The sequence below is a fragment of the Nitrospirota bacterium genome (assembly GCA_040757335.1).
Taxonomy (GTDB): domain Bacteria; phylum Nitrospirota; class Nitrospiria; order 2-01-FULL-66-17; family 2-01-FULL-66-17; genus JBFLXB01.
The window spans coordinates 75,234-100,594 of record JBFLXB010000005.1 but is presented as its reverse complement, the minus strand read 5'-3'; the positions used below and the strand labels follow the sequence as shown (position 1 = coordinate 100,594).

General features: G+C 61.8%; 22 protein-coding genes and 1 CRISPR repeat array. Of the genes, 4 read left to right on the top strand and 18 right to left on the bottom strand.

The features are described from left to right. Positions 1-16: 16 nt before the first annotated feature. The 4 genes from AB1451_04775 to AB1451_04760 form a co-directional block, all read right to left on the bottom strand. Positions 17-601, bottom strand: coding sequence for a DUF3501 family protein (locus tag AB1451_04775; GenBank protein ID MEW6682225.1), 585 nt, complete (start codon positions 599-601; stop codon positions 17-19). Between the two features lie 11 nt (positions 602-612). After that, complete coding sequence (locus tag AB1451_04770) at positions 613-1,869, bottom strand: anaerobic glycerol-3-phosphate dehydrogenase subunit C (GenBank protein ID MEW6682224.1); 1,257 nt, start codon at positions 1,867-1,869, stop codon at positions 613-615. 77 nt (positions 1,870-1,946) lie between these two features. After that, on the bottom strand, positions 1,947-2,372 hold the full coding sequence (locus AB1451_04765; protein MEW6682223.1) for a rubrerythrin family protein: 426 nt from the start codon (positions 2,370-2,372) through the stop codon (positions 1,947-1,949). Positions 2,373-2,401: 29 nt separating this feature from the next. Beyond that, positions 2,402-2,845 (bottom strand): transcriptional repressor, encoded by a 444-nt coding sequence (locus tag AB1451_04760; GenBank protein ID MEW6682222.1) that lies wholly within the window; start codon positions 2,843-2,845, stop codon positions 2,402-2,404. A gap of 137 nt (positions 2,846-2,982) precedes the next feature. Here AB1451_04760 and AB1451_04755 point away from each other — a divergent pair, with 137 nt between their 5' ends. The 4 genes from AB1451_04755 to bioD all read left to right on the top strand — a co-directional run bounded on the left by AB1451_04755 (position 2,983) and on the right by bioD (position 6,186). Further along, positions 2,983-3,288: an ATP-dependent Clp protease adaptor ClpS gene (locus AB1451_04755; protein ID MEW6682221.1), complete on the top strand. Its 306-nt coding sequence runs from the start codon at positions 2,983-2,985 to the stop codon at positions 3,286-3,288. A gap of 244 nt (positions 3,289-3,532) precedes the next feature. Continuing rightward, positions 3,533-4,645, top strand: a complete 1,113-nt coding sequence (gene bioF / locus AB1451_04750) for an 8-amino-7-oxononanoate synthase (GenBank protein ID MEW6682220.1) — start codon at positions 3,533-3,535, stop codon at positions 4,643-4,645. Continuing rightward, positions 4,632-5,378, top strand: a complete 747-nt coding sequence (locus AB1451_04745; GenBank protein MEW6682219.1) for an SDR family NAD(P)-dependent oxidoreductase — start codon at positions 4,632-4,634, stop codon at positions 5,376-5,378. The genes bioF and AB1451_04745 overlap by 14 nt, the downstream gene beginning before the upstream one ends. Before the next feature lie 52 nt (positions 5,379-5,430). Beyond that, a complete protein-coding gene (gene bioD / locus AB1451_04740; GenBank protein MEW6682218.1) occupies positions 5,431-6,186 on the top strand; it encodes a dethiobiotin synthase in 756 nt (251 codons plus the stop codon). A gap of 183 nt (positions 6,187-6,369) precedes the next feature. On the opposite strand, the gene AB1451_04735 is transcribed toward bioD, so the two are convergent. The 14 genes from AB1451_04735 to accC all read right to left on the bottom strand — a co-directional run bounded on the left by AB1451_04735 (position 6,370) and on the right by accC (position 25,361). Then, the gene (locus tag AB1451_04735) at positions 6,370-6,591 is read right to left on the bottom strand and encodes a DUF3553 domain-containing protein (protein ID MEW6682217.1); all 222 of its coding nucleotides are present in this window, start codon (positions 6,589-6,591) and stop codon (positions 6,370-6,372) included. Between the two features lie 78 nt (positions 6,592-6,669). Then, positions 6,670-9,466: direct repeats of the CRISPR family, unit length 36 nt; unit sequence GCTTCAATGAGGCCGCGGCTGTGAGACCGCGGAAAC. A gap of 177 nt (positions 9,467-9,643) precedes the next feature. Next, positions 9,644-9,934, bottom strand: a complete 291-nt coding sequence (gene cas2, locus AB1451_04730; GenBank protein ID MEW6682216.1) for a CRISPR-associated endonuclease Cas2 — start codon at positions 9,932-9,934, stop codon at positions 9,644-9,646. A gap of 2 nt (positions 9,935-9,936) precedes the next feature. Continuing rightward, positions 9,937-11,616 (bottom strand): CRISPR-associated endonuclease Cas1, encoded by a 1,680-nt coding sequence (gene cas1, locus AB1451_04725; GenBank protein MEW6682215.1) that lies wholly within the window; start codon positions 11,614-11,616, stop codon positions 9,937-9,939. A 377-nt stretch (positions 11,617-11,993) separates the two neighbouring features. Next, positions 11,994-12,635: a Fic family protein gene (locus AB1451_04720; protein MEW6682214.1), complete on the bottom strand. Its 642-nt coding sequence runs from the start codon at positions 12,633-12,635 to the stop codon at positions 11,994-11,996. A gap of 87 nt (positions 12,636-12,722) precedes the next feature. Further along, on the bottom strand, positions 12,723-12,956 hold the full coding sequence (locus AB1451_04715) for a hypothetical protein (GenBank protein MEW6682213.1): 234 nt from the start codon (positions 12,954-12,956) through the stop codon (positions 12,723-12,725). Between the two features lie 208 nt (positions 12,957-13,164). Then, a complete protein-coding gene (gene csb2, locus AB1451_04710) occupies positions 13,165-14,652 on the bottom strand; it encodes a type I-U CRISPR-associated protein Csb2 (GenBank protein MEW6682212.1) in 1,488 nt (495 codons plus the stop codon). Next, entirely contained in the window at positions 14,649-15,812 is a 1,164-nt protein-coding gene (cas7u, locus tag AB1451_04705; GenBank protein MEW6682211.1) for a type I-U CRISPR-associated RAMP protein Csb1/Cas7u, read from the bottom strand. The genes csb2 and cas7u overlap by 4 nt, the downstream gene beginning before the upstream one ends. Beyond that, positions 15,809-16,708: a type I-U CRISPR-associated protein Cas8c gene (cas8c, locus tag AB1451_04700; GenBank protein ID MEW6682210.1), complete on the bottom strand. Its 900-nt coding sequence runs from the start codon at positions 16,706-16,708 to the stop codon at positions 15,809-15,811. The genes cas7u and cas8c overlap by 4 nt, the downstream gene beginning before the upstream one ends. Before the next feature lie 29 nt (positions 16,709-16,737). Then, the gene (gene cas3u, locus AB1451_04695; GenBank protein ID MEW6682209.1) at positions 16,738-19,452 is read right to left on the bottom strand and encodes a type I-U CRISPR-associated helicase/endonuclease Cas3; all 2,715 of its coding nucleotides are present in this window, start codon (positions 19,450-19,452) and stop codon (positions 16,738-16,740) included. A 40-nt stretch (positions 19,453-19,492) separates the two neighbouring features. After that, positions 19,493-20,974, bottom strand: a complete 1,482-nt coding sequence (rmuC, locus tag AB1451_04690) for a DNA recombination protein RmuC (protein MEW6682208.1) — start codon at positions 20,972-20,974, stop codon at positions 19,493-19,495. A 252-nt stretch (positions 20,975-21,226) separates the two neighbouring features. Next, complete coding sequence (locus AB1451_04685) at positions 21,227-22,285, bottom strand: WYL domain-containing protein (protein MEW6682207.1); 1,059 nt, start codon at positions 22,283-22,285, stop codon at positions 21,227-21,229. Between the two features lie 288 nt (positions 22,286-22,573). Beyond that, entirely contained in the window at positions 22,574-23,134 is a 561-nt protein-coding gene (locus AB1451_04680) for a Uma2 family endonuclease (protein ID MEW6682206.1), read from the bottom strand. A 59-nt stretch (positions 23,135-23,193) separates the two neighbouring features. Further along, the gene (gene thiE / locus AB1451_04675) at positions 23,194-23,835 is read right to left on the bottom strand and encodes a thiamine phosphate synthase (protein MEW6682205.1); all 642 of its coding nucleotides are present in this window, start codon (positions 23,833-23,835) and stop codon (positions 23,194-23,196) included. A gap of 140 nt (positions 23,836-23,975) precedes the next feature. Continuing rightward, positions 23,976-25,361, bottom strand: coding sequence for an acetyl-CoA carboxylase biotin carboxylase subunit (accC, locus tag AB1451_04670; GenBank protein ID MEW6682204.1), 1,386 nt, complete (start codon positions 25,359-25,361; stop codon positions 23,976-23,978).

Below are 25,361 nucleotides of genomic sequence, written 5' to 3'. Positions count from 1 at the left end.
CCTTCATGGACAGGCTTTAGGAGGAAAGGTCTTGGATCAGCTGCCGCCGCGTCTCATCACTAAGAGCAGTCTCAGCCTGGTACCGCGGGTGATCCATCACCAGCGCTGCGGGGGCGCCGCTACGCAGCCCCTCCTGGCTTTTCGCGTCGAGCGCAAATCGGAGATAGTGCACGGCGCTGATTTTCTCCTCGTTGCTGTGCCCTGCCTCGAACGCCGCGTAGATCGGCGGCAGGTCGCCGACGCGCAGGAACAGCGAGCGCCCGTTGTCGATGCCGCGCAATCGGTCGAGCGTGGGTTTGATGGCCTGCGGATCATCCACCTCGATGAACAACGTGGCCGACAGCTCGTTCGGCCCCGGGATCAACCGGTTGTAGGTCTCGATCTCGTGGAGGATCTGGTTTTCATCGTAGAGGTGTTCGGTTCGCATCATTTCCTGGATCTGGTGCGTGACCGTGCGCCGGTTCTCGAATACCAGGGACACGCACTCGCCCAGTGCCACGCGCCGTTTTTTCTTCAGCGCGATGACCTCGCGGCGCGACTGCTCGCGGACCCGTTCGTACTCGGGCAGCGACTTCACCTCGGATCGATGGACTTTCAACATCGCGGAACTCCTCACACGGCGGGCAAACCGTACGCCCGGTTGACGACTTCGATGGGATGACAACTCTTCTTTCCCGTGCCCTGCTCGAGTTGAAGTCCGGACAACGGGCAATCCGACACCAGCGTGTCGGCCTCGGCCGCGGCGACCGCGCGAAACGCCTTTTGTCCCACCTGCATGGACGCCGCGAAGAACTCGGTCTTCAGGCTCCACGACCCGTCGTGCCCCGTGCACCGCTCGATCACTTCCACCGTGGTCCCCGGAATCAATTGCAGCAGGTCGCGGGACTTGTATCCGATGTTCTGATCGCGCAGATGACACGGGACCTGGTAGGCCACCGTGCCGACGCGCTCCCGGAAGTCGGTGGAGAGCAGTCCCTTCTGGTGGAGCGCCATGAGATACTCGCACACGTCGAAGGTGTGTTTCGCCACCATCCGGGCGTCGTCGCTGCCGAGCAACGCGGGGTATTCTTTCTTGATCATCAAACTGCAGGTCGGGATCGGAGAGACCACGGCGTAACCCTGGTCGACCATCGCCTTGAGCGACGCCACGTTGTCTCGCGCGTGGTGGTGGATCGTCTCCAGGTCGCCGGTGTCGAAATACGGCATTCCGCAGCAGCGCTGCTCCGGCCACGCAACGGCCACGCCGTTCTTCTCCAGCACCTGCACCGTGGCGCGTCCGATGGACGGATAGTTGTAGTTGGTGAGGCACCCCGAGAACAACGCCACCTTCCGCTCGCCCACGGCGCGTCTCTCGTGCTTCTCGATCCACATCGGAAACGTCTGAGACGCCACCGGAGGCAGGCGCCGGTCCTTGTGGATCCCGCCCCACCGGTGCAACAGGCTGCGAAACCACGCAACGCCCGTCAATCGATTCACCAGCGGGGCCACCCAGCGCAAGGAGCGACCGATCAAATCGGTCCTCACCAGCAGACGATCGCGCAACCGCGGCCGCTGGGTCTTGGCACGCACCGCTTTGGCCCGCACCATCAGTAAGGGAAAATCCAGCTTGAATTCGTGGGGCGGGGTGTACGGGCAATGGTTGTAGCAAAGCTTGCAGTAGTAACACGCGTCAACGACCTGGCGCGCGACCGTATCGCCCAGCTTTTCGACCTCGCCGTCCAGCGCGTCGATCCCATTGAACAAGATGGAGAATGAAGGACAGAGATTGAAGCAGCGGCGGCAGCCGTGACAGATGTCGGCCACCCGCAGCCACTCCCGCTGAAGCGAACCCGCGTCCCAAAACTTGGAATCGGAAAACTGAGCCTCCATGCCCCCTCGCTTGGGACGGCACGGGCCCGCTGGGGCGCGCCCGTGCCGTCAGGTCACACTGCCGGTTGAGATTTCGCCTATTTCTTGAGGCTGTCCAACGCCTTGGTGAACCGCCCGGCATGTGATTTCTCGGCCCGCGCCAGCGTCTCAAACCACTCGGAGATCTCCTCGAAACCCTCTTCCCGCGCCGTCTTGGCGAACCCCGGATACATCTGGGTGTACTCGTAGGTCTCGCCTTCGATCGCGGACTTGAGGTTCTTGTCGGTATCCCCGACCGGCACGCCGGTCACCGGGTCGCCCACCGCGGCCATGAAGTCGAAGTGACCGAACGCGTGTCCGGTTTCGCCCTCGGCGGTGTCTCGAAACACGCCGGCCACGTCCGGATACCCCTCGATGTCCGCTTTACGCGCGAAGTACAGGTAGCGCCGGTTCGCCTGCGACTCACCGGCAAACCCCTCTTTCAAATTCGCCAACGTCTTGGTGCCCTGAAGATTCTTTGCCATGGTTCCTTCCTCCCTGCGTGAGATTTGGATTAGTGTCCTTCCGATCGGCACGACGGGCAGTACCCCAGGAATTGCACGTGGTGACCGACCAACCGATACCTTCGCTTGACCGCTGCCGGCGCCTGGATGCGGTCGAGCGCGGCGTCTTCGAAATCCTCGACCCGGCGGCACGCGACACACACCACGTGATGATGGGGGTCCACGTTGGCGTCGTACCGCGCGATATTATCGAGGAAGCGCATTTCCTGAATCAACCCGATCGACTTGAGCGTCTCCAACGTGGTGTACACGGTGTTCAGCGACATCATGGGGTACGAGCGCTTCACCGCGGCGTGGACCTCTTCGGCCGTCGGATGGCTCTCCGTGTCCGCCAGCGCCTGGTAGATCGCCAACCGCTGATGGGTAAGCTTGAGGCCCGCGTCTTTGAGGCGCGTGGCGACGGGGTCGTGCTTATGCAGGCGTTTCTGATTCATTGTTTGAAACTAGTTAGGATCAATTACTGATTAGTATTTACCATCGAGCTGAATGTTTTGTCAAGACTCCCCAATACCTCCGATGGGCATTCGGGGACGTTTGACCCCCTCTCCGCGCATGTGGTAGGACATCCGCCGTGACGACCCTGACTCCGGTTTTGCCTGATCAGGACACCACGTCCGACGTGGCGCTGATCCCGCCGTACAAAGTCATCCTGCTCGACGATCCCGTCACCACCATGGAATTCGTGGTGGACGTGTTGATTCGTTTTTTCCAGAAAGACCCGCCCACTGCGACGCGATTAATGTGGGAGGTTCATACCACCGGCGCCTCGCACGTGGCCACGCTCCCACTCGAGCAGGCCGAGATGAAACAGGCGCAAGTCCACCAGGCAGCGAAGAGTGCGGGGTACCCGTTTCGCTGCGTCATCGAGCCGGCCTAGGGAGCCCGTCCAGGAACGGTCGTCTGCGGCGTTGTCGCTGCGCGTCCGCTCCTCACGTACGACCCAGTACGCTGCGGTGCGGGCGCTCGCTCCGCCTTGCATCTGACGCGTTCCTGAACGGGCTCAACCTGGCGGTTGCCCGGAAAGGTTCCTAGTGGTCCGATCCCCGTTCAGCCCCACGCGTGACCTCTTCGCTCCTTATCGGCAAGAGCTGGAGCGTGTACGGAAGGCAGACAGACTTCGCGTGCTCCGGACCATCGAAGGAGGCGTGGGGCCGCGGTTCGTGTGGAACGGGCGCACTCTGGTCAACTTCGGGTCCAACAACTACTTGGGCTTGGCCGAGCACCCGCGCGTCAAGGCCGCGGCCATTCGCGTGATCGAGCGCGAAGGAGTGGGCGCGGGGGCCTCGCGCCTGTTGACGGGGAACAGCCCGGAACATGAAAAACTGGAGGCCGCGCTGGCTCGCCTCAAGGGCACCGAGGCCGCGCTGGTGTTCAGCACCGGGTACCAGGCCAACTTGGGCATCATCCCGTCATTGGTCGGGAGGGACGATCTGATCCTGGCTGATCGCGACTGCCATGCCAGCCTGATCGACGGATGCCGGGCCAGCAACGCCCGGTTCCGGATCTATCGGCGCGACCGGCTGGATCAACTCCGGACTCTGTTGAAGCGCCGTGCACCAAACGGCCGCGCGCTGATCGTGACCGACAGCGTGTTCAGCATGGAAGGCGACCTCGCGCCACTGCCCGACCTGGTGGTACTCGCCGAGCAATATGACGCGATGCTCCTGGTCGACGACGCCCATGCCACCGGCGTGTTCGGTGCCCGGGGCACGGGCTCGTCCGAGCATTGGAACCTGCGCGACCGCCCGATCATCCAGATGGGCACCCTGAGTAAAGCGCTCGGCGCACTCGGGGGGTTTGTTGCAGGCCCCAAAGTCTTGATCGACTATCTGGTCAACCGCGCCCGCACATTCATCTACACCACGGCCCTGCCTCCCGCGATCGCAGCCGCCTCGCTGGAAGCGATTCGCGTGCTGGAAGACGAACCCGAGCGCCGCGAACGCCTCTGGGCCAACCGCCACATCTGGCACGACAGCGTGCGTAAGATGGGATTCGACACCTTGGGCAGCGCCTCGCCCATCATCCCGCTTCGGATCGGAGCCGACGCGCGCGCCGTTCAGATGGCGTCGGCGTTAATGGAGGAGGGCGTGTTCGCCCCCGCGATCCGACCGCCCACCGTGCCCGCCGGCACCGCACGCCTGCGGACCTCAATCCTCGCGACGCACACGCCCGACGACCTCGGGCTCGCCTTGTCGGCGCTCGAACGGGTCGCCAAACAACTTGGCGTCATCTGACGCGTCAGCCCCGCCGGTTATCGTCGTCACCGGTTCCTCGCGCGGCCTGGGTCGCGCGATCGCGTTGCGTTGCGGCCGTGCGGGCTGGCGCGTGGTCGTGCACTGCCGCACGCGGCGCGCCGAGGCAGAGGCAGTTGCCAAGGCCATCATCGAGGCTGGCGGCCGCGCCCTGGTCCTTCAAGCGGACGTCACCATCCCAGGGACCTTTCCACAGATCGTCGAGCAGACCGTGACCCATTGGGGACGGATCGATGCGTGGGTGAACAACGCCGGCGTGGTGGATGATCGTCTGGTCGTCTCGACGCCCGATGACGCGTGGGATCGCGTGATCGCCACCGACCTCACCGCAGCCTGGCGCGCCACCCAGGCCGTTGCCCCTGTGATGGCCAGACAACGCGGCGGGGCGATCCTGAACGTGTCCTCGATCGCCGCGCTGCAAGGCCGCCGCGGCCAGAGCGCCTACAGCGCGGCCAAAGCCGGCCTGATCGCGTTCACCCGGAGTTCGGCCCGCGAGCTGGGACCGGACAACATCCGCGTCAACGCCGTGTGCCCGCCCGTGCTGGATACCGAGTCCGTCGGCGCAACCGCAGAGACTCTCCGCGAGCAACAACTGATCCCCGGGGTCATTTCACCAGAGGACGCGGCTGACACGATGTTCTCGATCCTTTCGCTCCCGTGGATCTCGGGGCAGATCTTTGTCATGGATAGCCGCATCCCGGCGGGGACTCTCTGAGCCCATGACCAAGCGATCACGAGGCGTCTTTGTCGTAGGCACGGATACAGGAGTGGGGAAAACCCTTGTCTCCGCGGGGCTGGTTTGGGCGCTGCGGCGCCGGGGCCTCGATGTCGGCGTGATGAAGCCGGTCGAGAGCGGTGTCGCAGGAGGGGCTCACGCCGACGCGGAACTCCTGCGCCGGGTCGCCGGCTCCTCTGATCCGCTGACCGATATCAGCCCCTACCGCTTTGGCCCACCCCTTGCCCCCCTGGTTGCGGCGCGGCGTCAACGCACCCGCATCTCCCTCGCAACGATCGTTCAACGCTTCCACCGCCTCGCAAGCCGACACGACATCGTTGTGGTCGAGGGTGTGGGCGGACTAATGGTCCCACTCAGCATTGGTAAAATCCCCCCTTGCCCCCCTTTGACAAAGGGGGGATGGGGGGATTTCAGCCGAATGCGGGGGACCTACCTCACGACGACTTTGGACTTGGCGCGAGCCCTTGGCCTCCCTCTTCTTTTGGTCATCGGCAACAAACTCGGCGCGATCAACCACGCCCTGCTGACGGTCCAAGTCGCCAAAGCGCACGGGCTCAAGTTCTTAGGCGGGGTGATCAATCAGACCAGTCAGGCCCAGGACGAGGCAATCCGCACCAACCCACACATCCTTAAAGAACTACTAGAGCTTCCAGCCTGGGCTGTGGTGCCCTACCTCAGGGCGAAGGAGACCGCATGGGAAACGATCGGAAGGAATCTGGAGCGGACCGGGTTTCTAGACAGTCTGATCAGACCGTCTCAAGCGTTGTCGCATCGTCAGACAACGTGAGGCTGTTCAGAACCGGTCAGATGCAAGGCGAAGCGAGAACCGCACCGCAGCGTACTGGGTCGTACGTGAGGCGAGTGGCGCCCCGAGGAAGGGGCGCCGAGCCACGAGCGCCGCCGAGACGGTGAGGCGGCCGTGGCACCTAAGGGGCGACAACGCTGCAGATGGCCGGTTATCAACAGCCTCTTAAGCGTTGACCCTGATTCCGGTGTAGTAACAACAATTCACATCGTCGAGATTATTGATGAAGGATCGCTCCTGCCCGTCCGCAAACACGATCCGCACGAAACACATCCCGCCGTCGGTCACCGCGGTACGCTCCTCCACCACCTCACCGTTGCCCCACTGCGGATACCGACGGTGAATCACCCGATCGCCAATTTTGAGATACAGCCGACGAACACCCATCGCAACACGCCATATGTCCACTAAAAGACCTTATGCAAATGCTAGGCGTGTGGGCTCGGCATTGTCAAGACGGACTACGTTTCAATGAGGCCGCGGCTGTGAGACCGCGGAAACTAGGAGTAATTATCTGATCTCGCATCGCGGGGTCACGCTTCAATGAGGCCGCGGCTGTGAGACCGCGGAAACGCCGCACGGCCGCGCGCCGTTCAGCAGCGGGGCGTCGCTTCAATGAGGCCGCGGCTGTGAGACCGCGGAAACTGCCCTCACCGCGGATCGTTTTCCAGCAAATCCCACAGCTTCAATGAGGCCGCGGCTGTGAGACCGCGGAAACAGACGCCCTACGATCCGCACCGACAGCCGGGCTTGAAGCTTCAATGAGGCCGCGGCTGTGAGACCGCGGAAACGTTGACCAGGATCGGCCGCGTCAGCATGTTGGTATTGCTTCAATGAGGCCGCGGCTGTGAGACCGCGGAAACTGTCGATGCGATCACGAACGGGAAACTCAATGAAGTGGCTTCAATGAGGCCGCGGCTGTGAGACCGCGGAAACTCGGTTCACTCGCGCCCAGAGCGGGCGGGGAAACGGCTTCAATGAGGCCGCGGCTGTGAGACCGCGGAAACGCTGATGCTGACGGGGCGCGAGCACTTCCGGTTGCCCGCTTCAATGAGGCCGCGGCTGTGAGACCGCGGAAACCCGACCGCGCCCGCGAATCGCTCCGGCAAGAGGTCGGGCTTCAATGAGGCCGCGGCTGTGAGACCGCGGAAACCCACCCGCCGCGCCAACAGGAACGGCGTTTTCAGCGTGCTTCAATGAGGCCGCGGCTGTGAGACCGCGGAAACGCGTAAGCCGCGCGCCGACAAAGGCGCAGGTCGAGGCGCTTCAATGAGGCCGCGGCTGTGAGACCGCGGAAACTATGAGGCGGTTGTGGCGGATTCCGAGCGTGCCTGGCTTCAATGAGGCCGCGGCTGTGAGACCGCGGAAACCAAACAATTCGATGCGGCTGGAGGGAGAGCGCTTCCGCTTCAATGAGGCCGCGGCTGTGAGACCGCGGAAACCGACCAGATGAGCAAGACCGACATTACCGCCACCATGCTTCAATGAGGCCGCGGCTGTGAGACCGCGGAAACGAGCCGTGCCGCGAGATCACGGATTGCAGCAGTGCGGGGCTTCAATGAGGCCGCGGCTGTGAGACCGCGGAAACGTTGCTGTTCACCCACATCACCGGCCAGGGCGGCCCGGCTTCAATGAGGCCGCGGCTGTGAGACCGCGGAAACGTATGGCAAATGCCGCCAGTGGTGTCTGGCCAATCGGGCTTCAATGAGGCCGCGGCTGTGAGACCGCGGAAACCCGGGCGGATCGTCCTCTCAACGGCCATGCGGTGATGGCTTCAATGAGGCCGCGGCTGTGAGACCGCGGAAACCGCGTCGCGGGGGCCGTCTGGGACGCGCTGGGGCCGCGCTTCAATGAGGCCGCGGCTGTGAGACCGCGGAAACGATCACGGCCTACGAATCGTCGCTGTCGGAGGAGTGGCTTCAATGAGGCCGCGGCTGTGAGACCGCGGAAACCCACAGTTGGTGCTCCGGCAGATAGGTCAGGCCGAGGCTTCAATGAGGCCGCGGCTGTGAGACCGCGGAAACATGTTTTCCTCTCCGGATTGAGCGATTAACGACGAAGCTTCAATGAGGCCGCGGCTGTGAGACCGCGGAAACATGCGGCCGGAGGATACCATTCTCGACACGTCGCGATAGCTTCAATGAGGCCGCGGCTGTGAGACCGCGGAAACCTTCTTCCTTCGCGAAATATTCTGCTAAGATGGTGATCGCTTCAATGAGGCCGCGGCTGTGAGACCGCGGAAACCGACAACAGGCCTCCCGCTTTTTTTTTTAGTCCCAGCTTCAATGAGGCCGCGGCTGTGAGACCGCGGAAACGACGCCAAGGAATCGTGTGCGGCGACCCCCGGTATGCTTCAATGAGGCCGCGGCTGTGAGACCGCGGAAACCGGCTCAATCGGCCCGCGGCCTAACGGTGTAAACCACGCTTCAATGAGGCCGCGGCTGTGAGACCGCGGAAACAGGGGGTGCGACGATGAGAATGGGTAGCAAACACAAGCTTCAATGAGGCCGCGGCTGTGAGACCGCGGAAACACGGACGTACCCTACTCCAAGTTTTTCACAATGCGGACAGCTTCAATGAGGCCGCGGCTGTGAGACCGCGGAAACGTGCACTTTGATTTCCTCCATTGATAAGACCTGTGGCAGGCTTCAATGAGGCCGCGGCTGTGAGACCGCGGAAACCTCGATGTTATTCTTGATAATTTCCACGAGTTCTATGCTTCAATGAGGCCGCGGCTGTGAGACCGCGGAAACGAGGACCGCTAGATGCAGACGCTTTCAACACACCAGTTGCTTCAATGAGGCCGCGGCTGTGAGACCGCGGAAACGTGTCAACCGAGATACTGGAGATTATCTTGACATTCAGCTTCAATGAGGCCGCGGCTGTGAGACCGCGGAAACGAAAGACGCCTCTTTGTGCTTGTCGATGGTAAGATCGCTTCAATGAGGCCGCGGCTGTGAGACCGCGGAAACCGCTGTCCGCGGTCCCGTCCATGATCTTGATATACTGCTTCAATGAGGCCGCGGCTGTGAGACCGCGGAAACGTGTAGATAGATCCCGAGACACTTGGGATGATAGTGGCTTCAATGAGGCCGCGGCTGTGAGACCGCGGAAACGTCGCCCTCGGATCGAGATTTTTCCGGCCTTCCAGTCGCTTCAATGAGGCCGCGGCTGTGAGACCGCGGAAACCTGCACTCGCGCGTTGCTTGGCGCGGCGACTCCGAAAGCTTCAATGAGGCCGCGGCTGTGAGACCGCGGAAACAGCACCCTGGAATTTATCTGATATTTCGATATCCTCTAAAGGCATTTGCGAGCGCTTTCCGATTTCTCTCTGCATCCTCCCTCCCTTTCCACGGTAATCCCCGAAACTCAACACCCTGGCCGCATGCCGTTCAGACTTTCTTCTCGCACTGAACCGCTCGCACCAACGAGCGGCAAATCAGACCACTTGGGGCCCCCGTTTTGTAATCTCCACGGGAATGCCAATCGTCTCGATACTTTGAATCGTGCGCCCTTCGGTTGGCCCGAGGTCGACGATCATTACCTTGTCCTCTTCGTGATGGATGATCTCGTGCAGGAGCGCCTGCATCTGCACGCGCTCCATCAGCGGCAGGTCGCAGAGGAACACGGAGAGTTGCAGATGGTCGCCGAAACCCCGCATCGTCCGAAACACCCGTCGCCAGCGTTTGGGACTCGATATATCGTACGTGACCACGTACAGATGCCGCATCGCTACCGCGTGGTAAACGAGGGATACTCGGGAATCTCACCGGCCAGATGCCGCCCGAGCAACCTTGCCTGGACTTCCAACACCCGCCGGTAGCTGATGGTGTAGCCGAAGACCGGGTGCGTAATCTCCTGGCTCATCCGGCGCTCGTACACTTCGATAAACCGGCTCCGGCCGACCGGCGTAAGCGCGACGGCGCCCAAGGTCTCGATGAAATCTCTCCGTCGAATCTCTTCATTGTTGATGGCCGTGATCACCGCGGAGTCCCCGATCAACGGCCGAAACTCCTCCATCAGATCCAAGGCCAGCGCGGGGCGTCCATAACGGGGCTGGTGATAGAACCCGAGATACGGATCAAACCCCACCGCCAATAACGTCGTCGTCCATTCCCGGGCCAACATGGCGTAGGCCAGCGAGAGCAGGGCGTTAACCGGATCCTTGGGGGGCCGCCGGTTGCGATGCTCGAACGCAAAGCCCATTCCGTTCGCGAGCATGGACGAGAACCATGAAAAATATCGCTGGGCCGAGTTGCCTTCGACCCCCAACAATGTCTCCATTGTGGGCGCTTCACCGGCGCGGCGCATGTCGCCTTTCAGATCATCCAGCACGTCTTCCGGCACGGTACTCGCATTGCGCCGCAGCAATGTGCGGCAATTGGCGATCTTCGCCTGCACGAACCGGCGCGCGAGTACCAGACTTCGGGAAGCGTCCGTCGCAGTTCGGTACTGATGGCGGCGCAGCTCCACGTTCTTGTGGCTCATCCCGTGGGTCACGCCGTAAAACCAGCCGCCGCCCGAGAGATACGTCATTGGAATCCCGCGTTTGCAGAGCTCTTGGATCACGCCGGTACTCACCTGCACGCCTCCAAAGAGGACGAGTTGGGAGATCTCGCGCAACCGCCCCTCCGCCAACAGCTCGTCACGCTCCATGATCTTGAGTACGTCTCCGTCTTTCCTCACTCTGGCGCCTTGGTGCTGGACGTAGAACGGCAACGCGTCGTCGCGGGAGGGGAAGAGCGGCCGTGGCTCGTGGGCCTGAGACTGAAGAAACGTCACCTCGTCGGGCAAACAAATGCTGACGAGCGCGCAGCGAGGACACTTCGGACTGTCCACCAAAGGCGGCGGCACCACGCCTTCGCGTGCGGCCTTGCGCATCAGATCGACCAGCTCCAGCGTGCGTGCGATCAACGCCCCATCGAAGACGACCGGCACCCGCTCGCGCGAGGCGGCGAAGTACAGCACGCCCTCCCCGCACTCAAAACCGTTGTCGCGCAGAATCAACCCCTGCGCGCACAACTGCACCATCTCCGGCTCCCACGCGCCCTTGGGGATGTGGGGTCGCTTGCCCCGTTTGTAGTCGACCGGCGTCACGCGGTTGCATTCGCCCTCGACCAAATCGATCTTCGCGACCAATCCCAGCCGATCCGACGCCAACGAGACCGACCGCGCATGGATGGTCACCGGCCCGTCATCGACGGGCGCCCGCCGCGAGATCCGCCGCTTCTTCTCCTGATCCACGCGCCGATGCTGAAACCGCCCATCCACCGTATCAGCCGAGTCCATAAACTCCCCCTGCACCCACATGAGGTAGCCAAGCCTCGGGCAGTACGTGTACTCGTTCAGCATCCGAACCGGCAGGGGCGGCACCTCCTCCGCCCCTGCCGCGGAATCAGTCGCTGCATCCATAGGAATACTCCTATTCAGTTGTCAAAGAACGGCGGTCCGACAAAGCGGACCCGCTACACCGGCTCTCGGCCTCCCGGAGCCCTTGTTACCCGCTTTCTTGCCCTTTCTGGAGGTATTACCCTTGTTCCGCCAAACCGATCGGAACTATCGTAATGCACCCTCGCATCGACCAACCGTCGGTCTCTTACACAGCCCTTTATGTTAAAATGAACTTATGTTGAAACGCCCCCTGGTCGAAACCAATCCTTATCTCCGAGACCGCGCAGCGTACCGGAAGGCGCTGGTCACCAACGTGTCCAGTTCAACCGCCGTCGAAACGGGGGCCTCCGTGGAATCCATCGCGCGAATGCTGACCAGTTCGGAAGGCATCGATCGCCTCACGAAGCGGCGCCGCTCCGCTCGATAATCTCCCCAAAGATCCGCGCCATCGGTTCATAATCTCGGTCGAGTCCGGCCCGCACCGCTTCAAAGTACGCGCCCTTCTTTTCGCCTGCGATCACCTGGAAATCGAGCAACGGCAAACCGGCCTGTAACGCCATCAGCGTCGAGAGCAGCCGTGTCACCCGCCCGTTTCCCTCGCGAAACGGATGAATCAACACCAACTCCGTGTGCACCTCTGCCAGCGCGCGCGCCACGGCAGATCGGCCGGTGACATTGCACGGCGTATGACGGCGCAACGGTCCTTGTTCGAATTCCGCCATGAGCGCAGGAATCTGAGCGGCAACGGCAAATAGAACCTCGCCTTTGCTGACATTGACCCGCCGATACCGTCCCGCCCACTCGTAGATCTCCCCGAGCCAGACTCGATGCATCCCACAGACATCAGATGCGGTAAAGCGATGTGTGACATCGAACGTCCCGATCGCCCACTCCGTTGCGCGTTCGAGGGCCTTAGCCTCTGCGTCGTCCATCGCTTGCTTCGACGTGATCCCGACCAAGTTTTTCAGGACGGTATCACCCGAACCGGGCTCAAATTGAGCCTCGGGCAACCCCGAAACATCGTATCGCCCGTCAGTCACGTCACCTCCCATTCACGGCGATACGATCCGGACCAGAAACGGTTCCTGCACCTGTCGATTCTCACCTTTCGTTCCCTACCCAATTCATTACCCAATCGATCCGGTACTACCAACCCGAGCCTGGTCCACCACCCCTTCGATCCGATTGGACGACACCGCGCTTTCGATCAACGCATGCTCGCGCAACACGCGCAACCGCTGCGGCGCCTGCTTCGTGAACAACTCCTGCCGCCCCCGCGCCTCGCCCAGATCTGCGAGATACCAGGCCGTGGTCAGCAGCACGGTCTCAGGCTTGGCGGCAAATTGGCGAAACGTCTGCATGAATCAACTCCACATCGCGGGCACGCCATTCAACGTCGTGAGGTCAAACCCGGCTCTGCGGGCCGGACCCGGTTCCTGCCACCTTTTCGGTTCTCCTCAAATTGGGCTCAAGCAAATCCCGAGACGTCATAACGCTCATCCTTCGTCACCTCATCCCATTCACGTCGATCCGATCCAGACTAGAACCCCATTAGCACAGACGGCCCTCCTACCCGCTTGCAGCGAAGACCCCCAGACCGCAGTGTCTCCCTGCTCCGATCGATATGGGGCCGGCCATCAGCTCGCGGAACGACAGGTGGACATGCCAAGCGGAAAACCGCCGGTTTTTCGCCGAGTCCAGGTAGTCAGGACGGCGGTAACAGTTGGGATGCTGTGAACCAGACCAGAAGGGCGCCTTGCGGAACGTGAAATCCGCGACGCCATCCAGAGACAGGCCGGCCTGTCGTACGGCTTGAAGGAAGAGTCTTTCGGCCTTGATGCGCTTCCCGTCGTCGAAGCCGGGCAGGATTACGGGAGTAACGCTGGCCCAGTTCTTATGCTCCCCAACGTATCTATCGACTATCGCAGATGAACTGTTTCGCCAAAGGTTCAGAAGGATTCCCCGTTCGTTCCCATCGTGGTCACGCAGGAGCTGATTCCGCAGACGCTGTTGCGCCCATCGGGCGTGCGCCCCATCACCTCCGAAGGGCTCTGCTATGAGCACGCGGCGGATCATGCCGTCGGCATGTTCGTGGCCGATCGTTGGAAGAGGGAGATACGAGAATCGCAGTGTACTGGAACCGTTTCCAGGCGCCTCGCCAGCTTTGCTGTGGCCAGCGACGTACATCTCCGACCCGCTGGGAAACTCGTGAGAATCGTCCTTGGCGCATCGGCACGCAAGCGACCGCAGTATCGCCGCAACGGCGGCGGCATCCTCCTGGCGGAATGCGCCACCATCAGGCAGTTCGAAGACGGCATACGGTCTCGGTGGCAATGTGTTTGCGCTGAGATAAGCGATGTATTCATATCGCTTAAGCTTGCGCGGCGGATTGAAGCGGTTCCCGTTAATCCGAGACATGAACGATGCGTGGACCATTTCCATGTCATTCAGCGAGCCTTCAATAGGAATCCGCGATCGTTGTTGGCCGGGACGGTGTGTGTGCCACCCTCGCCAGCGCCGGCCCGGGAGTGCTGCCGCTTCGGTATCGGTGAGGACACGACCATCGGCTACTGCCTGATCTATGCCCCAGCCGAGCGCCATCAAGTGGCGTGCCTCGCGGCAAAGGATTTCCGCGTGGCTGCTGGCGCCGGACCACTCGCTTTCCGAGATCGTCCAAAGGTAATGGAGTGTCCCTCCACCCTTCGTCGCTGAGCTACCGTTCGCCGTTCGATGTGGCCGAACAACCTTGGAAGTCAGACGATCCTGGCGGTCGAACTTTTTATCCGAGTCGTTGTTCGGCACAAAGAGCGTGTACGCTGCGGCACGCTCGGCCGCCGGCCCGATAATCACCGGGGGTTCACGGCGCTCAATCCAGCGGAAGGCCTCGGCCTTGGCCTCCGACCACTCCCCATTTCGGCATCCAGAGCGCGAACCAGCCACAAGCGCTTGGACCAGGCGCATCGGCGACGGCGGCCACTCTGGCACTTCGCCATCGCCCTTGCCGTGGAAGAGCGTATCGAGGAGTGTGACCGAGATGCATAGATGGTACCGCATCATGACTCGGCTTCGCCGGCGCTGCTGCTCTTCTTTCTGCGCGACTTCTTGCGTTCCTCTTTGGACTGGCCCAGGTCCTCTCGGGCGGTCCCAGCATTGAATGTTGCCTCTCTCTTCGGGCCCACGCCGAAGGCTTCGGCCACCGCCTTTGCGTAGTCCGAAGCCTGCTCGTGCGACACGGTAAAGTTGTCCTCGCGACTGCCGTCGTGTCGAATGAGAGACCATTTTCCGGGGCGCTCTACGTCGGGCACCAGTTGGCATCCCTCACGCAAGAAGGTCTCCTGTGGCGCTGTGAATGAAACCAGCGACAACCCCAAGATGTAACGGCGCAGTGGGAGCGTGTCACTAGCCCTACTGGCGCGGAGCGCACGAAGCGCGACGAGATTCAGCGTTGCGTCACGCCGAATCTCTCGCTCGACCAAGACTCCACCGTGTGACCAAGGGGCTGGAGCATGACTTAGCCCAAGTTGCGACATCGCGTCTTGCTGCTGTTCACCTTCCGGCGCGTCCAGCAAGCCTTCGTTAACATAGTTGAGGACCGGAATGTACTGAGCCGACCGGTGTTGTGGTTTCACGTTGTACGCCCGAATAACTGAACGCACAATTCGCGGCAGTTTGACCTCCGTGTCGCGAGAGTCCCAGGCCCCAAACACGAGAGACGTCGGAGCAATCTTTGCCAACCGGGTTGCATCGCCGTTTCGCACCGCAAGGAAGGCGGCCTGCAGTTCCTTCGCCAAGTCAGAGAACCTGACGATCGCATCCGCCGCACGGTGCCCGGCCTCAAGTAGGTTGACACGCTTTTCGCCCGCTTGGATGGTCACTTCCGGCACGAGACCTCTGTAGCCGTCGCGCTTAAAGATTGGCTCCATCCGATTGGCCTGCGAACCCACGCTGTCGATCTGGCATACGCTGGAACCGTCCTCGAAATAGTCGAGGTTGTAACCCATCGGCCCCTTCAGGCCCTTGTAGACGCCGGGAACAGCCTCGCCCTTGTTGAAGCGATTGCCGGCATCCGTACGGTCCAATGTGTACGTCGGCGGGAAGATCACGGCGTCCTTACCCTCAACCGGATCGAGCCACTGGCGTAACGCCAGCGCTGCAACATTGCTGTCGTCCTTCAGCCAGTCGTCGAAGTGGTTCAGATCCACCTTGTCTTTGCTCATGCGTCACCTCCGATAGGGGTTGCGAAGCTGAATGCTCCGTACCGTTTCTGGTCATCCCGAGCACGAATCTCGAAGCGATAGCGCTGGCTCCCCGGAACTGGGACGGCCCCGGAGATGACCGCTGCAGCCGGAGGGAGACCAAACGGTACAGGCCATGTGAGGTAGTCAGCCAGCGCCTTGATTCTCGGCTCCTTGCTCACCTGTACGATGGGCCGAAACCGCTGAAGACCGATCAGAGCGAGGAACTCAGTGAGTGCCGCAGCCGTTGCCCTGATCGCCTGCTCCTGCACATCCAGAGAGAATCCGGCATCGAGCGCGTGGGCGAATCTTGCCGCATCGAAAAAAAAGGGTTCGACCTTCGCGTCTTGCTGTTGCTCGCCGTCCCCTGCAGCTCGCAGCAGACAGCGGTATTCCAGCGGTCGATCGTCGTGGACAGCTTTGCGAGCCTCCGAAAGCATGGCGACCGCCATGCGGAGAACTTCCTGCCTCCCAGCGAAGGTCTTCGGCACGTCGTCGCCGTCTTCTTGCCACCACGCAATGCGGAGGTTGAATGGGCCGCCAATTGAGAGCGCCCCTTCTCGTTGTCGCTTGCCGAGTGACATTCTTCGCTCTCCCTCAATCTCGGTAAGGTATTTCCGCTCCTTCTTCAGTGCCCGCTTCTTCGACTCAAGATTCCTCAATTCCTCTCGCTCTTCGTTCGAGAGTTCGCCGTCGATCCCGACGTTCGTCAGTCTCTCCACGACGCTTTGAAGCGTGCACTTGTCGTCTGTCGACGCGTGAACGTGAAACATGTGCCCATCCCGGTCAAACCATCCCTCCGCCCCGGGCCACAAACGGTGCGCAAGTTCCAGTAGCCCGCAGCAAGCGAAGAACTGGCCGGGATTCGTCACATCCACGTTGACGCTCAGGCTGGGATTGGGGTGGCTCACGCTTCCGCCTCCTCCGGTACAAACTCTCTTTCGCTGCCGACACGTGTGGATGCAGCCGCATGCCTTGACGCAGCGATGTCTGCGCAGCGCACCAGTGATTCCAGCCACGCCAGGCCCCAACGGCCGAAGCGCTGCTGAAGCTGGCCGAAGCGGCGGACGACTTCCGAGAATGTTTGGTTGTTGGCGGCCGTCGTGCACGAGCTGTCGAAGGAGCGCGGTTCGAAGTGAGGCCGTGCCCAGCCGTGGTGTGCAGCAATTAAGTGAAGAACGAGCTCGCGCTCGGGAAGCTCCCCCAGCTCCGCGCTTTTCATTGCGTCCAGAAGCGACCCGAACTCATGGCGGTAGCCGCCCAGCGCGCGCGGGTGCAGGTAGCGTATCGCCTTGGCCAGAAGCTCAGCGCCCCTTCCATTGCGTGCGTAGCGTTGCCATACAGGGCGATCCTTGCCCTTGTCGTGCCAGCGCGCGCCTGCAATCAGTGCAGTGCGAATTGGATCATCAAGGTTCAGCCGGGCTGCAATACGCGACATGTGCTCGACGATCGCATCCGTGTGCGCGGCGAGCGTCTGCCGGGCGCTAGTGGTCTCCGGGTTTTCCAACGCTGATAACACCGGGGCGACAAGCAGAACGAGATCGAGGGTTTCGGCGCCGTCCTCCGCTTCATCTGGTTGGCGCAGAGGTATGCGAACTTTTTCTCGTAGCTCATCCGGGAGGGCGTCGAACACCTCACCCGAGGCGAGCCGTTCGTACTGCTCACCTTCGCTCGACCTGCGATGCAGCCAGCGCTCGCGCTGGCGGTCGGTTGCATTGTCCTCGGCCACGTCGGAAGGAAGAGCCGAGGACGGCTCTCTCTTAGGATCAAGCATGCCGTTTTCGTTCAGGCCGCCAGCCTCCATCGGCAAAACGACGGTGCGGTAGGCAAGATTGGTGTCATCGTCCGCCAAAACCGACAGATGGGACCACGTGGCGCCGCCGCTTGCATTGAGCAATACGATTGGCAGGTCGAGGGAGCTGTCCTTCTTCCTCAGATTGTTGAGCAGGGCCGTCAGCGCCTTTTTCACGTGGCCTGTTCGGTCACGTAGCCTCTCCCGCGAGTCGATGCGACAAACCCGGAACCAGTCACGGAGCAAGGCTTCGTCTACACCTGCGTCGTCCAGGATTGACACCTCGCGCCTCCATGCCACATAGGTCTCCGGCGGATCGAACGTCAACCCATGGAGAAAAACGGCGACCTCCGGGCGGCCGGGCATCTTGTCAATGCTCGTGAGCGACCAGTTGTCGAGCAGGATGTCCGTCAGGGGCGGAATCGTGGGCTTGGGTGAGAACGCCGCTTCCCGCTCCACTTCACTCAGCCCCTCAACCAAGACCCTGAGGCGACGCGGACTGACCAGCAAGCCGAGCCCCTCACCATTCCCATTGATCCACCCTTGGATAGTCTCAAGCGTTTTCGCGACAGCCCTTTCGAACGGCTTGTCACCGCCCTTCGCATCGTCATCAGTCCACACTGCGTCCACGCGCGCTTCACGGCCTTCGCCACCACGGCGATTCACCCGCCCCAGGCGCTGGATCATCGAGTCGAGCGTCGTCAGATCGCAGACCAAATAGTCGGCGTCAAGATCGATGCCGACTTCGCCGGCTGAAGTGCTCACAAGGAACACGGAATGCGGAACATGCGCCTCGTGGTCGAGCAACGCCCGGTATATGGGATTCTCTATAACGAGCCGGTCGCGCTCATATCCGCGGATCGTGCCCGTGAGCAGGGCCACGCGCTCGCCAGCCGCGTCACCCAACTCTTTCTTGATTGCGTCGGCCAGTTTCTGCGCATCTTCGGGTGAGCGGATGTAGACAAGCACCTTCGCAGGCGTCTCGATATGCAACGCCCGCTCCACGAGACCCGCGACCAGATCATCGGATTTGTGGAGGTGCAGCCTCTTCTGCGCGTCGAGTCGCTGTTTCACGATCTGCCCCGTCCCATCGTACGTCTCATCGTCCTGTTCGAGTTCGAACGCCTCGGCATGGTTGCCGCGCTGTGTAGCGGATAACTCCATCACTCGGATACGCCGAGGCTCTTTCGATCGCTCCTGTTCATCCGCGATGCGCCGCAGGAGTTCGCTGAACGCTGGTGTCAAGTGTGCCTCGTCGTGCACGATCAGTGCGTCCTGTCCAATCAGGCCCGCATGGTGTATACGCCCGTAGCGCCCGTCACCGTAGCCGGAGAAGAGTAGCTTGCTCCCGATTATGTCAATGGTGCCGACAATAACCGCTGGACGGGTGGGATCGGTCTTCCACTCCTCGTTGTCAGCAAGCTCACCGCGCAATGTGCTGATGCCAATAGGGCCCTCTTCGGAAGCACAAATCCTGCACAAGACAGACGCTATGCCTTTTAACGTATCGGCATGGTCCTGCCATGTAGGCGCCTCTGGCTCCAAGAGGCGGTGGCGAATCCGTTCCACGACGGCGGTTGCCTGATCGACAACAGTCCTCCGATTGACGATATAAACGAGACGCCTTGGAAGGAGGACTCGTCCGTCCTCGGCCTGCCGCGCAAGCGCTAATAACCAGATGACCATGACGGAGGTCTTCCCGAGACCGGTCGGAATGTCACACGCTTTCGGTAAGTCGTTATCGACGAAGCGTTTGAACAGCCGGCATTGCCACCTCATGGGCGAAAAGCCGGTCAGACTTCGAAAAGCCTCCTCGAAGTGCACGATCATGCTCGCCCCTCCCAATGCCGCTGGAAAAAGTCGGCGTAGCTCATCGTTCATTCTCATCCGACGGTATCGATAGAAGCTCCCCGGCCTGCAACGTCCGCGGCGTGCGTTCGATCGGCTCGATCGCGTCAATCTCTGTGCCCTCCGGCGCCGCCTTGAGCTCCCGCAGCCTTCGCGCGGACACGAGCACGCGCGATTCCAGGGTGGCCACGGATTTGTTGTAGGCCTCCACCGCTTTGTCGAGCCGGCCGCCAACTTCGGCCCAATGTCCCGCCAGCGTGGCGATGCGCTCGTAGAGTTGCCTGCCCAGGTCGGCGACTTCCTGTGCATTTTTCGCGAGCGCTTCCTGCCGCCAGCCGTAGGCGACGGCGCGTAACAGGGCGATGAGCGTGGTGGGGGTGGCCGGGATGACGCGCTCATTGACGCCAAACTCGATCAGCCCGGGGTCTTCCTGCAGAGCCGCGCTGAAGAACATTTCGCCCGGCAGGAACAGGACGACGAACTCGGGCGTGGGGTCGAACTGCTCCCAGTAGCCTTTGCGGCCGAGCGCGACCATGTGATCGCGCACCTGGCGCGCATGGTCCGCGAGATATGCCTGTTGCGCGGATTCGTCCTCGGTTTCGACCGCGCTGAGATAGGCGGACAGCGGGGCTTTGGCGTCCACCACGATGCCCTTGCCACCAGGCAGACGCACGATGAGATCGGGGCGCAATCGCCCGTCTTCGGTCGTGCGTGACTCCTGCTCGATGAAGTCGCAATGGTCCACCATGCCGGCCATCTCGACCACGCGCTTCAATTGAATCTCGCCCCAACGCCCTCGCACCGTGGGCTGGCGCAAGGCCTTGATCAAATTCGCGGTTTCGTTGCGCAGCATCGGCAGGTGGGTGTCGACCAGCCCCTTCAATTGCTCGTTCAAAGCGGAGTAGGCCGCGACGCGTGATTTTTCAATGTCCCCGAGTTTGCCGTCGACCTTCTCGAGCGATTCGCGCAAAGGACGCACCAACTCGTTGACCGCCTTCTGACGCGCTTCAAGGTCGGTTTTTGCGCCCTCTTGGAATTTCTCCAGCGTGGTCTTTGCCAGTTCGATAAATACATGGTTATTGCTTCTGAGGGCCTCGGCAGACAGCGCTTTGAAGGTGTCAGACAGAGCCGCCTCTGCCTCTTTCACGACGGACATCTTCTCCTCGGCGGCTTTGCGCTCTTCAACAATACGCGTCTCCAGTTCAGCGTGCTTGGCCTTGTATTCACCGAGCGCCTGATCCCGGTCGGCCAGCGCGGCTTCGAGATCAGGGACGCGGGCGGCCGTGGCCTCCGCCGCGGCGCGCAGGCCGGACTCAGTGCGCAAGACTTCAAGCGTGCGAGCGTGGTCGGCTTTGAGCACATCGAACTCCACCGCCTTGCCTGCAAGCTGCCGTTCAACCGTCGTGAGGCGCACGGCGGTGACCGCGGCGGCCGACCTGGCCAGCGCTCCTCGCAGAAACCATGCAACAAGGCCGCCCGTGGCAAGGGCGATGAAGGCGATCATAACTTCAGTCATGCGATCAGGTTGTGACTCCAGCCAATTTCTCGCACCAGTGGTGCGAGTTTTCGGATGAAGCGTAGGCTTCGGTTCGGAGGCCGCTGTACCTAGTCGTGGAGAGCTTGCTCATATCTCTCGCCATGATTGTCGGTTTGTTTCCTCTTCACTGAATCGCTCCTTGAAAGCTTGGCCCAGTTTACAGGCTCATCCGGACATCTAATGTCACACTTTGTTTGACCTGCTCTAATTCCCATAAGGCTATTTGTGCCTGGATCCGGTACGCTGGCCTGCCAGCCTTCGGCGCATCGCAGCCGCGGCCAACGGCCTGTCCTTTCCACTCCCTTCGTACCGATCCAAGAGTTTCCACGCCGCATCCCGGATCTGCCGCGCCAGGTGCTCCGGCTTCTCCACCACAACCTCGGGCCCGAATCCGCGCACCCACTGAGTGAAGTCCGGTGTGACGGCCAGTTCCAGATGCATCCGGATCTTTCCGGCTTTGAGCGGGTCGATCTTCTGGCTGGGATGCCAACGCCGTTCGCGTACCCAGCGTGCGGCCCCCGGCTCGAACACTAAGACCACGGGCTCGGCCTTGCCGCGATACACGCCGAACGCGCCCCGGAAGAAATCTTCGATGCGGAAGTACATGAACCGCTCAAACGGCCGGTCGGTGACCCGCAACGCTTGAATGCGGTCCACGCGGAACAGCCGCACCTCCCGGTTCGCGTGGCAGTATGCGATGAGATACAGATAGTCGTCGTGGTAGTAGAGACGGTAGGGGTCGGCTTTACGCCATCTGCGCCCGCGAGGGCGCGTGGAGGCGTACCGCATGTCGATGGTTCGGCCGCGGTCGATGGCCTGACGGAGAGTATCCGCGATGGCCGGATCAGGGACCGCACGGTGAGCCACCGGCGCGATCTGAATGGCGCTGCGGAGACTGTTCAGGAACTCGCGTTGTCTAGCGGGAAGGGCGGCATAGACCTTGCCGTAGAGCCGCTTGACGGAGTCACCTACTAGGGTGTTCTCAAGCGGCCGTAGCAGCTCACGACCGCACTCCAGGGAGAAGAGTTCGTCGGCCGTCAACGGCACCGGAAACGCGCGGTGGTTCTCGTCCAAGATCCACCACGTCTTCCCATCCTCTCTCTCATCGTGGATTGGGAACCCAGCGCCGGACAGCAGGTCCAGATCCCGGCGCAGTGTCCTTTCGTGGCAGTCGTGCTCGACCACGGAAAGCAGTCGAGAAATGGTCGCCCGGCCGTTGGCCTGGAGGAACTGACAGATCTGCCAGAGTCGCACGATCTGAGTCAGCGTCCGCGGCACGTCGCCCTTTCTCGGTGGCACGGCTCGTCGCGCAGCCGCGCAAGCGTGACCGCGCCCCGCGCCTCAAGCAGTCGAAGGATTTTCCACTGCCGGATAACCTGATCGTTTCTCGGCATCTTCCCACCAAGGATGGGATCGCGTGGTGTACGAGGCCGTTGAGGAGGCCCCACTCTAGCAAGGCTCAAGCCGAGCAGTCAATTAGGTCGGCGCGCGATGCCCCCAAAGTCCGCGTCAAGGCGCAACGGGATGGGAAGAAGCCTCGGGGCAGGATCTAAGATTCGGAACAGGTTACGCGAACAACGTGTCGAGAAGGATCGACAGGCCCGGCAGCAGCGGGGTCGTCAGCGTGTCGTGGTTTTCGCGGGTGAGCTCGGCGGTTCGGGTGTAGCGGCCCTCGGCGAGGCGGTAGACCTTGACCGTTTCCAGTTCGGGGTCGATGATCCAATACTCCAGCACGCCGAATCGTTCGTACAGCTTGCGTTTCACGATCTCATCGGTCTTTCGAGTACTGTCCGAGATAACCTCGACGCACAAATCAGGTGCACCTTTGATGCATGCGTCGGTGATCAGTGTTTCGCGACCTGGAGAGAGAAACAACACGTCGGGCTGAACAACGTCACGATCCGACAACATGACATCCACTGGGGCAACGAATACCTGGCCGACCTGCTTGTTCCGTAGTCGTTCGTTCAAGAACCCGCCAAGATTCAGGACGATCCGTTGATGTCGCGTCACGGGTGATGGCGTCACGTAGTGTTCCCCCTCGATGAGTTCGTGCCGCTTCCCATCGTCGGGAAACAGCAGGTAGTCTTCGTAGGTGAACTTGATGGGAGATGGATGGGCGACCATGACGACCTTTACCCCGTCTCCTGGAGTAATTTCACGATAACAGCGCTGTCACCGCGCTGTCAATCGACCTTCTGAGCACGATGCGGCGCTGCGGCCAGCGCCCTCAGAAACGCTTTGGTCTGCTTCCCGATGCTTGGCTGTAGCAACCCCGACGCCACAGCCACGCCCTTGGCCCCCGCCGCCAGCACTTCGCGGCACCGCTCCACCGTGACGCCCCCGATCGCATACACCGGAATCCTCACCGCCTCGCAGATTTCGCGCAGCTTTTCGCACCCCAGGGGTGCCCGCGCCATCTTGGTGGTTGATTCGTAGATCGGCCCCACGCCAAGGTAGTCGGCACCGTCGGCTTCAGCAGCTTTGGCTTGATCGAACGTGTGCGCGGAGCAACCGATCAGCATCTTGGTTCCCAGAATTCTCCGCGCGTCTTTGACGGGAAAGTCTTCTTGTCCCAGATGCACACCGTGAGCTTTGACGACCAGGGCGAGGTCGATGCCGTCGTTGACGACGAACGTGGTCCCTGTGGCTCGCGCGAGGTCGGCGAGCGCTAGCGCGATGGGATATTGGTCTTTATGAGAGAGCGTCTTCTCGCGGTACTGGTAGACCTGCAGGCCGGCCGCGATGGCTTCTTGCGCCAAGTCGACGAGCGGCCGCCCGCCGGCCAGCGAGGCGTCGGCGATCCAATACAGCGGCGAGGTGAACACGTTAGACGCCTGTCCATGAACGGCCATCTGCGGCGTTGCCGCTGCGCTTCCGGTCCTCACGTACGCATACAGTACGCTCCGGTCCGGGTCTCGCGGCGCCTTGCATCTGACCGCTCCTGAACAGGCTCTCCTGCGTTAGATTAGGAATACTCGAACGAATCCTGCGCGGCCGGTTCGTCGGCGGAGAGAAATCGTTCAAGAAACCCGGTGGAGAACTTGCCTTTGACGAACCCGGGGTCGTCCATGATGCGGCGGTGCAGTGGGATCGTGGTCTTGATGCCTTGGATTTCGAACTCGGCCAATGCCCGCTTCATCCGCGCGATGGCTTCCGCCCGCGTGTCGGCGTGCACGATGAGTTTGGCCACCAGCGAGTCGTAATACGGCGGGATCACGCAGCCTGGGTAGGCGGCGGAATCCACGCGCACGCCGGGGCCACCGGGCACGCGGTAGACGGATATCGTGCCGGGGGACGGCGTGAAGCGCTCGGGGCACTCGGCGTTGATCCGGCATTCAATGGCGTGGCCGCGCAGCTTCACGTCGCGCTGCTTGATCGCGAGCGGCCGGCCTGCCGCCACCATGATCTGCTCTTTGATCAAATCCATATCGACCACCATCTCGGTCACCGGGTGTTCGACCTGGATCCGCGTGTTCATCTCGATGAAGTAGAACTTCTGGTGCTTGTCCAGCAGGAACTCCACGGTGCCGGTGTTGACGTACTTGGCGGCCTTGGCCGCGTCCACCGCCACCCTCATCATCTCGCGCCGCAGTTCCGGGCTGACCGCTGGCGACGGCGACTCCTCCACCAGCTTCTGATGCCGCCGTTGGATGGAGCAATCGCGCTCGCCGAGCGCAAGGGTGTTGCCTTTCTTGTCCGCCAGGATCTGCACCTCGATGTGCCGCGGGTCGATGAAGTATTTTTCCAGGTAGACCGACTCGTCGCCGAACGAGGTTTTGGCCTCCATCTGCGCGGTCTGCAGGGCCTTGGTCAGGTCGTCCTCCTGGTTGACCACGCGCATGCCGCGCCCGCCGCCCCCGGCCGCGGCCTTGACGATCACGGGGTAGCCGATGCGTTTGGCGGTCTCGCGCGCCTCCTGCTCGTCCTTCACCGCGCCGGTGCTGCCCGGGATGACCGGAATGTTGTGTTTGGTCATCAACTCGCGCGCCTGCGCCTTGTCGCCCATCAGCGCGATGCTCTCGGGCGAGGGGCCGATGAACTTGAGCCCCGCGGCATCGCACGCCTCGGCAAACTGGGCGTTCTCCGCCAGGAAGCCGTATCCGGGATGGATGGCCTCCGCGCCCGTGATCTCGGCCGCGCTCAAGATGTTGGGGATGTTCCGATAGCTCAACGCCGCGTCCGCAGGACCGATGCACACGCGTTCATCCGCCAGCCGCACCGACAAACTCTCCGCATCCGCCTCGGAGTACGCCACCACGGTCTGAATACCCAGATCGCGGCAAGACCGGATGATCCGCAGCGCAATCTCCCCCCGATTCGCAATCAGTACCTTTTTGAATAGTCCCGCCAT

Bases quoted from the DNA above. Each gene is read 5' to 3' on its own strand.
- AB1451_04775 (MEW6682225.1), bottom strand. From the start codon at position 601: ATGTTGAAAGTCCATCGATCCGAGGTGAAGTCGCTGCCCGAGTACGAA.
- AB1451_04770 (MEW6682224.1), bottom strand. From the start codon at position 1,869: ATGGAGGCTCAGTTTTCCGATTCCAAGTTTTGGGACGCGGGTTCGCTT.
- AB1451_04765 (MEW6682223.1), bottom strand. From the start codon at position 2,372: ATGGCAAAGAATCTTCAGGGCACCAAGACGTTGGCGAATTTGAAAGAG.
- AB1451_04760 (MEW6682222.1), bottom strand. From the start codon at position 2,845: ATGAATCAGAAACGCCTGCATAAGCACGACCCCGTCGCCACGCGCCTC.
- AB1451_04735 (MEW6682217.1), bottom strand. From the start codon at position 6,591: ATGGGTGTTCGTCGGCTGTATCTCAAAATTGGCGATCGGGTGATTCAC.
- cas2 (MEW6682216.1), bottom strand. From the start codon at position 9,934: ATGCGGCATCTGTACGTGGTCACGTACGATATATCGAGTCCCAAACGC.
- cas1 (MEW6682215.1), bottom strand. From the start codon at position 11,616: ATGGATGCAGCGACTGATTCCGCGGCAGGGGCGGAGGAGGTGCCGCCC.
- AB1451_04715 (MEW6682213.1), bottom strand. From the start codon at position 12,956: ATGCAGACGTTTCGCCAATTTGCCGCCAAGCCTGAGACCGTGCTGCTG.
- csb2 (MEW6682212.1), bottom strand. From the start codon at position 14,652: ATGATGCGGTACCATCTATGCATCTCGGTCACACTCCTCGATACGCTC.
- cas7u (MEW6682211.1), bottom strand. From the start codon at position 15,812: ATGAGCAAAGACAAGGTGGATCTGAACCACTTCGACGACTGGCTGAAG.
- cas3u (MEW6682209.1), bottom strand. From the start codon at position 19,452: ATGATCGTGCACTTCGAGGAGGCTTTTCGAAGTCTGACCGGCTTTTCG.
- rmuC (MEW6682208.1), bottom strand. From the start codon at position 20,974: ATGATCGCCTTCATCGCCCTTGCCACGGGCGGCCTTGTTGCATGGTTT.
- AB1451_04680 (MEW6682206.1), bottom strand. From the start codon at position 23,134: ATGGTCGCCCATCCATCTCCCATCAAGTTCACCTACGAAGACTACCTG.
- accC (MEW6682204.1), bottom strand. From the start codon at position 25,361: ATGGCGGGACTATTCAAAAAGGTACTGATTGCGAATCGGGGGGAGATT.